The organism is Pseudomonas sp. CFBP2511, from assembly GCF_030209255.1.
GTDB classification, from domain to species: Bacteria; Pseudomonadota; Gammaproteobacteria; order Pseudomonadales; family Pseudomonadaceae; genus Aquipseudomonas; species Aquipseudomonas avellanae.
Window position 1 is genome coordinate 17957 of sequence record NZ_JARVSI010000001.1, and the last position, 12872, is coordinate 30828.

Sequence of the window (12872 nt, forward strand, 5' to 3'; positions counted from 1 at the left end):
AGTGGAGGTGCCAATGGATCAGCGCACCTTTGTTTTACTCCTAATGGTCTTAACCCGGCTTCACCCCCCAGAATCCGGGTTTTTTTTGCCTGCGATTCAGCCGCTATCGTTTTACGGGGCAATCAGCGCTGAAGGTGCGCCAACGGGAAAAGGCGGGCGAAGTTGGCGGTGGTCTGTTCGGCGAAACGCTCATAGCTTTCGCCACGCAGCATCGCCAGAAACTCAGCCACTTCACGCACGTATTGCGGCAGATTCGGCTTGCCCCGATAAGGGATCGGGGCAAGATACGGAGAGTCTGTCTCGACCAGCAGGCGATCGGCAGGCACCTGCCTGGCCACGTCACGCAGGGCGTCGGCATTGCGAAAGGTGACGATGCCCGAAAGCGAGATGTAATAGCCCATGTCCAGCGCGGCTTTGGCCATGTCCCAGTCTTCGGTGAAACAATGCAGCACGCCCGCCTGGGGCAGCGCCGCTTCTCGCAAAAGGCTCAGTGTGTCGGCGCGCGCGCCACGGGTGTGGATGATCACCGGCTTGGCGGTCACGCTGGCCGCTTCCAGGTGCACGCGAAAAGACGCCTGCTGCAGCTCGGCGGCTTCGGGCTCGTAGTGGTAGTCCAGACCGGTTTCACCAATGGCCACCACACGCGGGTGATCCAGCTCCTTGAGCAACCAGTCCAGCGGCGGCATCTCACCCGGTTTCACGTCCAGCGGATGAATGCCGACCGAGCAATCAACGTCGGCATAACGATCGGCAAGTGCCTTGACCGCACCTGCGTTGTCAGCGCTGACGCCTATGCATAGAAAATGCCCGACCCCCCTGCCCCGCGCTGCCTCAAGGGCTGCATCGAGGGAACCGTTGTGCTGGGTGAGATCGAGACGATCAAGGTGACAATGGGAATCTACAAGCATGGGCTGAAAAACAACTACATCGTGTGGGTCGGACGATCGGACTTGAGAGCGCCGACCAGGTGAGTTTCGATCAGGTTGCGTGCGGTGTTGTCGCCGTCATTGAACTGCACGCCGACGCCAGCAGTGCGGTTGCCCTGTGCACCCTTGGGCGTGATCCAGGTTACGCGCCCGGCTACCGGAACCTTCTCCGGCTCGTCCATCAGATTGAGCAGCATGAACACCTCGTCGCCCAGCTTGTAGCTCTTGCTGGTGGGGATGAACAGCCCGCCATTTCTGATGAACGGCATGTAGGCGGCGTACAGCACGGATTTGTCCTTGATGGTCAGGGACAGAATGCCATTACGTGGACCTGTGCTCAGCGGCAAACTCATGACAACACCTCGACGTTTCCGAATACTGCGGAGTCTACGCCTGTCCCGGCAACCCTGCCCACTGCACCAGCAATGCTTCGAGCAGCAATACCCGGTTAAGGTTGGCCTTGGACATGACTTTCTGTCGTTGCGCCAACACCCAGTCCTGAATATCCAGCACCTTGCCGCGCGTCGACTTCTGCGCAAGGTATTGCACAACCTTGCGCATGTCACCCAGACCAAGGCCCTCTTCATCCTGCGTCATCTGATAGCGCAGGATCAAATGCGACCAGTCACAGAACCAGTCAAACAGCAGCAACAGCGGAATGTCTTTCCAGCCTTCAGCCAACTGAGTGGCCGATTGTTGCTGCTTGAGCAGCTTCTTGACCCCCTCCACTACCAGCGCACGCTGTTCGCGAACGCCTTGGGCGTGAAGCGACACCGCCAACAGCGGCGAGCCGGCGGCCAGTGTCAGCAGTTCGAAGCGTTCTTCGGCTGTGCAATCAGGCAAGGCGCCGCTCAGCCAGTCCAGGCTCATCTGCTCGCCTGGCAGTGGGCAGGCTTGCTGCACACAGCGACTTTTGACGGTTGGCAACAAGCGGCTTGGCTGATGGCTGACCAGCAGCAGGACGGTATTGCCCGACGGCTCTTCGAGGCTTTTCAACAGGGCGTTAGCGGCATTGACGTTCATCGCCTCCACCGGTTCGACGAGCACCACCTTGCGCCCGCCCATCTGTGCGGTCTGCACGACAAAGCTGACCAGATCACGCACCTGATCGACCTTGATCGGCTTATCGGCCTCTTCGGGCTCCAGCACGTAATTGTCCGGATGGCTGCCGGCCACCAGCAACAGGCAGGACTTGCAGTGCCCACAGGCCTCAAGCCCTTCGGGTGCCCTGCACAGCAAGCTGGCCATCAGGCGCTCGGCCAATGCCCGCTTGCCGATACCTGCCGGGCCATGCAACAGATAAGCGTGAGCGTGCTGCGCACGACCGGCCATCTGCTGCCAGAGTGATTCCTGCCAGGGGTAGGCCTCAGCCACGTTGCAGCTCCAGCAACTCAGGCAGCAGCTTATCGAGCGAAGCCTGCACGTCAGCCAGACTTTGCGCGGCATCCACCAGGCGATAGCGCGCGGGTTCAGCCTTCGCACGATTCAGGTAGGTGCTGCGCACAGCGTCGAAGAAAGCTCGGCCCTCCTGCTCGAAACGATCCAGCCGCCCCCGTGCCGCAGCGCGTGACAAGCCGATTTCCACCGGCAGATCGAACACCAGCGTCAGGTCCGGGCGCAGGTCGCCTTGAACAAACTGTTCCAGCGCTGCGATACGCTCGTGAGACAGGCCACGCCCACCCCCTTGGTAGGCGTAGGTTGCGTCTTGTTTCGCCTTTTGTATAAATGTAAACACAGTGCTATTATCTACCCAAATAAACAAATGTAAACATGGCTGCAGAGGGGGTGTGTATACCCCTACAGCCCAGGGAGAACAAGGCGTGAGAACAATATTGGGACTGGCAGCCAAGGCTCGCTCAGGGAAGGACACCACGGCCCATCTCCTGCTAAACGACAGTAGGGTAGCGGCATTCGCCCTCGCTAATCCACTCAAAGTGGGTTGCCAGGCATTATTCGGTTTGTCTGAGGACGAAGCTTGGGCGGACGAATACAAAGAGCGACAGATCCCTTTATGGGGGATATCACCCCGAGAGTTCTTCCAACAGGTTGGCACTGAGTGGATGCGAGGTCGCGATACGAACCACTGGCTCAAGCGTGCAGAGAAAGAGATCAATCCGCCTGTGGGCCAGGAGCACTTGACCACCCCGCCTGACCTGACCTTGGCTGACGCCCCGTTCCGGCTGGCCGCCCAATCATTCTTCAATTTCACCTCGCATCAAGTCTGGGAGGCGGCCCACTTTGAAATCGTCGATCCATACTGGGGCCTCAGCCCTAAGCAGGCTGTAGCGTTCTTGGAGCAGCGCGCACTTGAGTTCGACCCCGACTTTTACCGCAAGCGTTCGGTACGCCCGGTACAGCCCCCTAGAGCCCTCCCTGCCCTGCCACGAACAGCTGCTGTCATCGTTATCACCGACATCCGCTTCGAAAACGAAGCCGCCTTCCTGAGGAACCATCACGGGGTTATCTGGCACATCGTCCGGCCGGGCGTACAACTGGTAAATGCTCATTCCTCCGAAGCTGGTATCGAGCGAAAGCCGGAAGACATTGTGATCATGAACGACGGTTCCCTTGACCAGCTGGAGCAACGGGTCGAATCCGCATGGCAACAGCTCGTTTCAACGCTGCCAGATCCTAGCGAATCGCTCCCTGTAAGCATCCCTGGAAAGGGGGAAAAGTGATCATGTCAGATCTCACCGATTACCTAGACGAAAAAATCACGAGCCTGAAAAGCCAGCCAGTTCCATGCCGCTTTCGCCAGCACCCCGCATGGGATCGCGAGTTGCCTATGTGTAAGGCTCTGGACTTTATGTTCAAGCACTACGCGGGCAGTCGTTCCGCTTCCAACGGGTATCTATTATTAACCGCCATTGAAGTATTGATGACGGTTGTTCAGCAGCATAACCGCGTCAATCCTCCGGGCCTTGCTGTTACCCGCTACGAACACATTACGTCAGATTTATTCTCGCGCTATATCCATCACATTCAGGCAAACAAAATTCCTATCGCTTATGCCGAGCGACTAAAGACGGCAATGATCGCGGCTGCCAAGGAGACCGGCAAGCTCCCAATGATTATGCTTCCCATTGTTCCCCAGAGGCCCAAGAAAGAAACGGAGCCTTTAGAGCCAGAAACGTTTGAGCAATTGGAGACCGCCCTACGGCTGCACACGGACAGTCTCTATGCAAAATTGGAATTTCGCAAAATCGTTGATGCCAGCGAACCCTACACAATGCTTGAGATCGACTCGTACGCTTACCCGGAGATCACACGCGAGCAGGTATTGGGATTCTGCAAGTACAACGAACATCATGGGTGGAGCGAGAAGTTAAGGAAACAAGCGATAAGTGCTGCGAAACGGTGTAATGATCCAACAGTCAATGCGATTGCACAGGCGGGCGGGGACGCACGTGCAACCCTAGTTGCGATTGCAAAAGGAGAGCCTGAAATCCAACCTGTTAGCACCGTTGACGTTGGAAAGCATCCTGGGCCTGGCGCATGGAGTCCAGAACTACCCCGCCTGCTAAAAACCTTGCTTACCCACGGCTTTCCTTTTGAGATGCCCTTAGAGGTTGCCGCCGAGCAGTACGCGAACATTAACGCCGTGCGGTACACCTACCGTGACGACTTGATTTCCATGGTCATGTATCGACTCAAGAGGGTCAATTGGCACGAAGACACCGTCAAGCTGCCTTTTCTGGACGACCTGCTGGGGCTTTACTATCCCACTGAACTAGACATGACAGTTTTGGTGCTGTTCATCATGCTCCAGAGCGGATGGAACAAAGAGACAGTGCTTGCCATTGATAAGGACAACTTTGAGCACGCGCTAACGGCCACGATTGAGGATTCGCTGCGAGTAGTATTTTCGGAAAAGCAGAAATCCCAGAGCAACGACAAGCCGTATCTAAAGCCGCAAAGACACAATGCGCCGACTTCCAACAAAGATCCCTACTCGATCTACAACCTCATCCGCCTGTCCAAGCATTTGGCCAGGCCGCTTATGAAGTATGAGTACGATTACATTCCACGGAGCGAAACCAAGCAAAGCCTGAACCCCCTGTACCTCTGCATCCGCGATCATGCAGAGTGGTCAATGAAAGGGGGAAGGCACACCTCCATCGCGAATCCCAAGGCTTTCCGCGTCGGCGTGAAATACGTGCTTGAGAAATACGAGATCATGGAAAAGGGGGAGCGTCTTAGCGGTGCTCAGGATATCACTCGCCGCCTAAGGCCGACCTGGACGACGTACAAGAAGAAAACACATCCCATGTCGATGCTGTCTCGCATCAGCCTTGGCCACAAAGACCAGTCAACCACTGACATTTATTACGACAATCACTCGCAAGCCCAGACTGAACGCTTCAAGCGTCTGCGAGTAGAGCTTGAGGAGATCCTTGAGCTGCTGCGGGCACGTCAATTCAAAGGCCTGCTGCCCGATCACGCTCAAGAGCAGGCAAGCTCTGTCCTGAAGATTTTCCACATTCCGGGTCACAGCCGCCCCATGTGGGCATGTAGCGATCAAACAAAGCCCGACTGGGCAGGCTCACAAATCATCCGTGAAGAAGGCCGTAAGTGCTTTGAGTTGGATCAATGCATTTTCTGCAGCAGGGTCTGGCTCTTCGAAGACTCGCTCCCCTACCTGATCGAGCGTATGAGCCAGCTCATGCAAGAACTGGAAGAGATGGACGATTACATCTTTTCTTCGCGGGTATCGAGTGAGATCAAGGCCATCGAGTTCGTCTTAGACAACTGGCCAAAAGAAAAAGAAGAAGCCATGACCGATGCAGAGAACTTCCAGCGGTTGAACAAGCCACTTCTGCCACGCAATCTCAATAGTCTAAAACTCATTTTTGAAAGCGAGTCTCTCGATGTCTGATCTAACCCTGGAAGAACTTGAACGCGAATTGGGCTTGGACGTTGAGGACGCACGCAGCGAAAACAAAGACGACATTGATGAAATGTTCAAAGAGTTGGATCTCACTGAACTTTTAGTGCGTGGCACTCTCAAGTACAAGCTCCTGTATGGGGATGGGGATTTCTCAGTCTCTGAAAACTCAAACTACCAGTCGGCAGTGTGGTCGCTCCCTAGCGGAAAACACCGGCACCCGAACAATATTAAGTTTGATCGAGTGGTTCCCGGCTCCAACGACTTGAAGCGGGCCTTGGTGTTCCACATGCTGCCTGAAAACGCATTCATGGGCAACATACGCTCTTACCAAACCTCAACAGTTGGAGCCAACCAATACTCCATCCTAGAGAAATACATTTTCTTAGATAACCTCATTGATGCCACACCAGATGGCATTCGAGCAATTTCTGCTATTCTAATCAACAAGGCGCTGGACAAAGCCCGAGAGCAGGACAAGAAATCCCACTACTTTTGCCTATTTAAGTTTGTCATGTTGTGGACGTCACTTTCAAATCACGACATGATACCAGACGACTTAAAATTGTCAGTCACTCTTGGCGAACTGGACACAGTCGAACGCAAACAGGACGTAGTGAATGTTTACACGGGCAGCATGGAAAGTTGGGTCGCATTTTCTGAAGAAGACCTGGAATTGCTCCTTGACTACGCCCTATTCTGGACGGAAAAAGCATTGCCTGCGCTGATAAATGTAAAAGAGTTCGTACTCGAAAAAGGTTACACGCGAAACAAAGGCACTATCACCAACTATACCTACCCAACCGATGCGGAAAAAGTGTTGACCATTTCCATTGATGGTCAAAAGGTCATGGCACCCTCTATCAGAGTTCGAGACCATGAGGGAAGGACATTCTATATGACCTCTTGGCGCCGCAGCTATAACACAGCCATGGACAGGGTACGCAACTCGATTTTCATCCTCCTTGCCCTAGTGACCGGGGCGAGGAAGGGCGAGCTTGCCACTCTTCGTTCTCCTGACATATACAAAGACAAGATAGGCGATTACTGGGTCAATATCACCCGCTGGAAAACGTCTAAAGACCCCAACTATCATGGCGATACTGAAGCCCTTCCGCTACCGAGGTTTATCGGGGAGACAATCGAACTCTATTCTGAAGCCCAGAAGGCAAATCCGGAGATCGACCGCCCCTACCTGTTCCAGGCAAATGAAAGCTACCGAAAGGTGGAGCGTGCCACCCCTGGCTTGATCAACATCCTGCTCACCCAGCTCAACAATGAGATCCCTGTAGAGCGGCTGCACCCCCATCGCTTCCGCAAAACAATTGCCGAAATTTTGATCAACCGCGACGAGCGCAATATCGAGCTCATCCGGGCCTTGTTCGGGCATAAGAGCTACGCGATGACGCTGAAGTACATCGCCCGCAATCCTCTGATGGTCAGAGCGGTAGCCGTGGCGATCGAGCAGAATTACGCCAAGGATTTCCATCAACTCATCGCCGACATCAAATACGGGCGCTACTCCGGCTTAGCCGGCTCGCGGATTGCAGAGCAAGTCAAGGCCAGACCTGATGAGTTCACTGGCGGGCAGATGAAAGCTTCAGTGACGGTTTATATCTCGCACCTTCTGAAGGCCGGAGAGCCTATCTACGTTCGGCGGACTGCGATCGGTTCATATTGCGTCACGGGCGAAGATTACACGCCAAGCAACCTTCCTCCCTGCATCGTAGAGTCCTGGAAGCCGGGTGATGCTTTGATCCCAAATCCCGGCAACTGCCAAGTCGAATGCAGCAAGCTGGTGCTGGTAGCAAAGGCCAAGACCGCGTTGGAAGAGAACATCGTTTTCTACACCGCAATTTTGGAGAATCCACACAACAAGCTCAATGCCAAGGCTGAACAGGAACTCAACAGGCGGGTGGCTGCCAGCAAGCATCACCTGCAGAACCTGATGATGAACAGGCTTCAGATTCCTTTGACCACTAATTCGGGTCAAAAAATGGTTGGGGTCGAGCAACGAAGCAGTATCATCGTCAAATCGGGGGAAAGCGCATGATCGTCAATGCGACCCGTGAGCGCTTGATCAAAATCATTGCAGAGCGCCAATTAGCAGGCAATGGTGCAAGGATTAAGCTTTCAGATGTGGCAGAAGAAGCTGGTATCAGTCGCCAAGCGTTCAACCGATACTATGGTGATTTGAAGCCATACATTAAAGGCGAGAAAAAAATTGGAGAGCTCATGGCTGACTCTCCTGACATCGCGCTCTCGGACTTTTTAGTTAAGAGTCAGGCCAGGATTGAAGAGCTCGAAGCTTCTCTCGCTGAGCAGCAAGAAGAACATGCACTACTGATGGAAAAAACCCTGATTAGCCATATCACTACGCTGATGAATAATGACATTGCATTCTTCAATGCGGATAAAATCCGCTCAAAATTTGAAGCCCAGTCATTACAGGTCGATAACCTTGCTAACAAAGGGCTCAGACTTGAAGCCGAACTGGCGCTAGAAAGAATGAATAGCCTATTAACTAGCAGACATTTGCCTCTCAAGGAAGCTCGCGGCAAGATCACTGTGGTTGACATAGACATTGATTCGATTTTCAAGGACTACGCAAAGCATAATAGCCTAGAAAAATACAATACTGAAAAATTACAATTAATAAAAACCACGACAACAAGAATCACTAAGCTTTCAAAAGGCGACGACACCATGATAGTGTTGTTCCTTGAGCGATATGTTTCACAATTCAAGATATTCGCTGAGAAATATGAAGCCCCATTATCTCAGAATGTATTATTGGTTAGACTGCCATTGTTCAGACGATCGGAATACCTGCGTTTTTTGGCAGCGATTGAGACTTCCAACGAGGTCATAGCTTATCTCCCGAGCTGTATATCAGCCGCTGAAAAGCAAGCCCAGCGCAGCTTCTACGCGCGCATGGTTCCCGAATTTGAGCTGAATGAAGCCGACTCCGCCGATCCGGTGAAGTTAGAGCAAGGCTTCAATCGTATTGTCCAGCAAAAAATTAGGCAGGGTGATTGATGATTTCGATAAAACGGAAGGAACTCACCTACGTAACCACTGATTTGAGCACAACAGTCTCGCACTGTGTTCTGATTGCATCCCATAAAAAAAAGCAAATATTGCTCAGCCACCCAAACTTATATCTATACAGTACGACGCGCAAGTCTATTGCCACATCAAAGCGTTATGCAAGCATCATACTGATGTTTTACCGCTATTTGTCTACGGAGCCACATTTTGCTAATGTGGATATTGGCCAGTATCATGTCATTGCTAACAATAGGGATATCCGGCGATGGAAAGTCCAGCGACAGGTCGACCGCGTGGCCAAGGGATCATTACGACCGACCACAGAAACAACCTCAAATGACGCGACGATACTGCTTTTTTTCTTTCGCTGGCTTAAGGACAATCATTTCATCACCGATGTCGATGTGGCACTTAAGACATGGGAAGCGAAGTTCAAGAATCCAAATATGCTGAACTATATCCAGCGCAAAGCAAACGCGAGCATTGACAGCCGCAATATCGACACCCTAGACAGGGAAAGTAGGCAGAAGGTCTCGCGGGATTTGATTACAAATAAAGAAATTGAAACGCTTATCAAAGCCTACCGCGACCCTGTTTATCCAGCCATGTTCTTATTGGCGCTGGGCACTGCAATGCGGCCGATGGACTTATGTAAAGTCCCATATATCGGAAACGGCGACAACAAGCACATCCTGCCATTCTCAGAAATGCAGAAATCGAAGAAATCGAAGAAAACCGTCAGTTACGAGGTAACGGCCAGCAAGGGAAACAAATCCAGGGGCATTGTTGTAAACATTTCAGACCTTGAAGCCCTTGAGAAAACGTACATCAGTGAACATTATTTTGCACGGCGAGAGCTTTACAAGCAACGATTTGGTCATGACTGCCCCCTAGACGTGCTGTTTCTAAACTCGCGTGGCATCCCGGTTACCCCACACATGGTGGCGACACGCACTTATGTGGCTAAGCAGCGTGCGATGCAAGACGACCCCGAGTTCCGGCCTCACTTGTCATTCTACGAAACGAGACATTGGTGGCCAACCAAATACTTGATTGAGTTCTTTGGCGACAAACTCATGACCGAGTATGCCGATGGCTACATTCAAGCCGCAGCTCAGGCGTTGGCTGACCAGATGGGGCACGCATCGCCCGAAACGACCTATAAATTCTACGTAGACATGGCACGGGTCATCATGGATGCTCATAGCGGGCGAGTTCAGGAGCTCATCACAGCACCGTCTCGCAGTGTTCTAGAGTTCCTGCACCTATTTGAAGAGGACAAACTTAAGCACATTGTCCAGTCCATGGAGACAGACGACGAGGAGTTCTAACAGGCCTTTCGTCTATTCCAGCGTGAGCCCAACTGCCGATTGCCGCACCCGCTCTCATCATATTCTACCAAATACCCAATACCTGGCGTCCTGTCCCAAGGGCGCCACTGCACGACGGGGCCTTCGTCCCCACAGCCGCAGACGTCCCCTCTCTGTTAGTTCAAGGGCTCTACCGCAAGCGCCATCACCGTCTCTGTGACCTCGTGAAAGATGCAGCGGCAAATTATGCTGGTCTACTCTCCCTCAGGAAAAACAATGGCAAAATACCTGCCATGTCGGCCTCCCGCTGCCAATCGCAATACCATTTGACCCCTCCCTCAAACAAGCTTTCCTAAGGGCATACATGTCGCTGTTCAGAAAACTCTTCCCTGCAAACCGCCCCTCAGAACCCGTCAGCTACCAGGCCCAGTTTTCTGATGCGCTGAAGAGAACCAAGCAGTTGGGGCTGGAGCTTCCTCACTTCACTCCAACGCCCAAACGATACCTGAGCGGGGAAAATGCAGCTGACATCGGCCGATGCTGGATTGATACCTTTCCGAACGAACGACCCGAGGCCTTCGCAGGCAAATGTTTCCAGGCCACAGGAGCGATTCAGGCACCGCTCGAAGACCTGCTAGGTATTCCTTTGTATTTTACCTTGGGGTGGGTGCAGTTCGAGGGACGACCCGTTTTTCATACGCCAACCGACAAGCTCAAACCCATGCTCAAGCAAAATTTGAGCTTTCAGCAGGTCAACCTGCATGCTTGGTTGACGCTGCCGAGCCACGAGATTATCGATTTGACCTTTCTCACGACGGTTGGGGTTGTGAATAATGTTCCTGACTTCATCGGCAGAGCATGCGTCTCCCACCCGGATGACCTTCCAGAAGCAATCATCTACCACCCGCAGTTGGTAGGCGGTGACTTTTTGAAAAAGACAGGGGTGTTACTGGAAGCAAGGGTATTTCTTTAACCTGCAACCACCCGCGCATGAAAGGCCTCGTTGCGTCCATTTTGTTCATGGCCCATCTGAGAACCTCAGCGAGCTAGAAGATCAGGCCAGTTCCGCCTCACCCCAGCGCACATGCCCATGCCCACTGATGGACGTCAGCACTAGCCCATGCTAGCCTCAGGCCATAGCGATCTACCTGGATCGCGCGGTCGGCACGCAAAGCTACTAGCACAGGTTGCACCCCCCTTCTTTGCACGCATTCGACAATGGTCAGCGGGCAGCCGACACTCTGACGTTGGAGAATTGCATGCGCGTCCCCGTATACCCTTCAGATCTTGAATCGCAGAAAGGCTTCAAGCGAATTGCCAAGGTGCTGAGCCGGGATTGGAAAGGCCCACATCCGCTCAACCTGTCACTGGCAAGAGAAATTCTCGCCCACGCTTTTGGGTACGCTGATTATCACGACGTGACCATGTCAGCAAAGACATGTCAGCCAGGGGCGTTTGCGCCATCTGAGGCTGAAGTGCAAAACGCTATCGAGCGCGCGGTCATCGAGGTTGGCCAAGGGAATGCTGCCATGTCCATTTCCTTGGATAACCTGCAGCAGTTGGTAAAGTCGCTTCCCCTGCATGCGTTGATCGCACTGAAACGTTCACCGACGGCCTCCTCATTAGCCCCGTCGCCTTCTGTAGCGACAGCCACCGATAGGTCGTATCTGGCTGAGCAAGCTGTTAGCTATCAGCAGCCAGCGCCTAAGACGGGCGCCGAAGCGGTCGATGGGTCGAGCAACCGACCGCTCCTTTCCGTATCGGAGCTTCAATCCATTGTTCGAGTCGTTGAGCAATCTGGCAAATTACGTGACATGGCGTTACTGGCGTTTATGCTATCAGGACTGCGCAGGAATGAATTCATCGCGCTCAAAGCTGGTCAGGTGTCAGTCTCAGCCCAAGCGCCTGGACAACCCTGGATTGCGCAGGCTCGGTTTAAAGTGCATAAAGCTCGCGGCCATCAAGAACAAAGCCGCTTATTGCACACCAGTTTCATGGCGTTGCCTGCTGCCGCGATCATGCAAAACTATATGCGCTCGGAGCAATTCAGAAACGACGACTATCTGTTCCCCTCCCGCAACGACCCCAAGCAACCTATGACCGCCTATGAGCTTGATCGTATCTGCGAAGCATGGTCAGTCTTGGCGAAACTTAGGGCCCGACGCTTTTCGGCAAGCAGCATTCGCCGCCTGATGGCTGATCAGAGAACTACACCATTGGATTTTTCGGAAATGTTTGGGCATAAGTCGCACTCGTCCACAATTGGCTACATCGAGAGCCTCCTGCCCAAATTGGGCAAGGCAGATATCTAGGCTAACTCATGCGGCACTTTCCCCCGCATAGGTCTGATTAGCCCATACATCCAAGCGCGCCCCTGTGGGACGGCTATTGTAAACCAGGCCAACGACAAAGCCGCTGTCTTGGCCCCGCAGGCGTCCATCCTCATGCCTGCGGTCGTGCCGGCCTGCGTGCTCACTTTGCCTGTTTGCTTGCAAACCATGACATGCGCTCAAATGGCTGCCTTGCTGGGACGGTACTGACCGAGGGGTCATGCTGAACGCGACTTGGGGAGACTATCGCTGGTACGTTTCCAACTGCTCGCACATACCACTGACTGAGGTGCCCTTCATGGCCAATACGATCGACGATCCGCTTCCCGTGATACAGCCCCCGAGCCCGCAGCAAAACTGCCTACCGGTT

At 53.3% G+C, this 12872-nt stretch carries 11 protein-coding genes; 7 read left to right on the forward strand and 4 right to left on the reverse strand.

The window, feature by feature from the left end:
- Positions 1 to 122: 122 nt before the first annotated feature.
- From QRN38_RS00100 to QRN38_RS00115, 4 genes are read right to left on the reverse strand one after another with little or no spacing between them, the layout of a single operon-like run.
- Positions 123 to 908 carry a TatD family hydrolase gene (locus tag QRN38_RS00100; RefSeq protein ID WP_057418838.1) on the reverse strand — a complete coding sequence of 262 codons (786 nt, stop codon included), beginning with the start codon at positions 906 to 908 and terminating at the stop codon, positions 123 to 125.
- Between the two features lie 14 nt (positions 909 to 922).
- Positions 923 to 1279, reverse strand: a complete 357-nt coding sequence (locus QRN38_RS00105) for a PilZ domain-containing protein (RefSeq protein ID WP_003381088.1) — start codon at positions 1277 to 1279, stop codon at positions 923 to 925.
- A gap of 34 nt (positions 1280 to 1313) precedes the next feature.
- The gene (locus QRN38_RS00110) at positions 1314 to 2300 is read right to left on the reverse strand and encodes a DNA polymerase III subunit delta' (RefSeq protein ID WP_005770613.1); all 987 of its coding nucleotides are present in this window, start codon (positions 2298 to 2300) and stop codon (positions 1314 to 1316) included.
- A complete protein-coding gene (locus tag QRN38_RS00115; RefSeq protein ID WP_081025472.1) occupies positions 2293 to 2688 on the reverse strand; it encodes a dTMP kinase in 396 nt (131 codons plus the stop codon). The genes QRN38_RS00110 and QRN38_RS00115 overlap by 8 nt, the downstream gene beginning before the upstream one ends.
- Before the next feature lie 58 nt (positions 2689 to 2746).
- On the opposite strand from QRN38_RS00115, the gene QRN38_RS00120 reads away from it, so the two are divergent.
- The 7 genes from QRN38_RS00120 (at position 2747) to QRN38_RS00150 (ending at position 12484) form a co-directional block, all read left to right on the forward strand.
- Positions 2747 to 3604, forward strand: a complete 858-nt coding sequence (locus QRN38_RS00120; RefSeq protein ID WP_081025471.1) for a deoxynucleotide monophosphate kinase family protein — start codon at positions 2747 to 2749, stop codon at positions 3602 to 3604.
- A gap of 2 nt (positions 3605 to 3606) precedes the next feature.
- Positions 3607 to 5802: a hypothetical protein gene (locus QRN38_RS00125; RefSeq protein ID WP_057418837.1), complete on the forward strand. Its 2196-nt coding sequence runs from the start codon at positions 3607 to 3609 to the stop codon at positions 5800 to 5802.
- Positions 5795 to 7864, forward strand: a complete 2070-nt coding sequence (locus tag QRN38_RS00130; protein ID WP_057418836.1) for a tyrosine-type recombinase/integrase — start codon at positions 5795 to 5797, stop codon at positions 7862 to 7864. The genes QRN38_RS00125 and QRN38_RS00130 overlap by 8 nt, the downstream gene beginning before the upstream one ends.
- Positions 7861 to 8850 carry a hypothetical protein gene (locus QRN38_RS00135; RefSeq protein ID WP_057418835.1) on the forward strand — a complete coding sequence of 330 codons (990 nt, stop codon included), beginning with the start codon at positions 7861 to 7863 and terminating at the stop codon, positions 8848 to 8850. The genes QRN38_RS00130 and QRN38_RS00135 overlap by 4 nt, the downstream gene beginning before the upstream one ends.
- 185 nt (positions 8851 to 9035) lie before the next feature.
- A complete protein-coding gene (locus QRN38_RS00140) occupies positions 9036 to 10193 on the forward strand; it encodes a site-specific integrase (protein WP_159420720.1) in 1158 nt (385 codons plus the stop codon).
- 343 nt (positions 10194 to 10536) lie between these two features.
- Complete coding sequence (locus QRN38_RS00145; protein ID WP_122222953.1) at positions 10537 to 11145, forward strand: hypothetical protein; 609 nt, start codon at positions 10537 to 10539, stop codon at positions 11143 to 11145.
- 286 nt (positions 11146 to 11431) lie between these two features.
- Positions 11432 to 12484 carry a tyrosine-type recombinase/integrase gene (locus QRN38_RS00150; protein ID WP_057417526.1) on the forward strand — a complete coding sequence of 351 codons (1053 nt, stop codon included), beginning with the start codon at positions 11432 to 11434 and terminating at the stop codon, positions 12482 to 12484.
- Positions 12485 to 12872 lie beyond the last annotated feature (388 nt).

What these genes read in the sequence shown, in the direction of transcription:
- QRN38_RS00145 (WP_122222953.1), top strand. Translation starts at nt 10,537, where the DNA reads ATGTCGCTGTTCAGAAAACTCTTCCCTGCAAACCGCCCCTCAGAACCC.
- QRN38_RS00130 (WP_057418836.1), top strand. Translation starts at nt 5,795, where the DNA reads ATGTCTGATCTAACCCTGGAAGAACTTGAACGCGAATTGGGCTTGGAC.
- QRN38_RS00135 (WP_057418835.1), top strand. Translation starts at nt 7,861, where the DNA reads ATGATCGTCAATGCGACCCGTGAGCGCTTGATCAAAATCATTGCAGAG.
- QRN38_RS00125 (WP_057418837.1), top strand. Translation starts at nt 3,607, where the DNA reads ATGTCAGATCTCACCGATTACCTAGACGAAAAAATCACGAGCCTGAAA.
- QRN38_RS00140 (WP_159420720.1), top strand. Translation starts at nt 9,036, where the DNA reads ATGTTTTACCGCTATTTGTCTACGGAGCCACATTTTGCTAATGTGGAT.
- QRN38_RS00150 (WP_057417526.1), top strand. Translation starts at nt 11,432, where the DNA reads ATGCGCGTCCCCGTATACCCTTCAGATCTTGAATCGCAGAAAGGCTTC.
- QRN38_RS00100 (WP_057418838.1), bottom strand. Translation starts at nt 908, where the DNA reads ATGCTTGTAGATTCCCATTGTCACCTTGATCGTCTCGATCTCACCCAG.
- QRN38_RS00105 (WP_003381088.1), bottom strand. Translation starts at nt 1,279, where the DNA reads ATGAGTTTGCCGCTGAGCACAGGTCCACGTAATGGCATTCTGTCCCTG.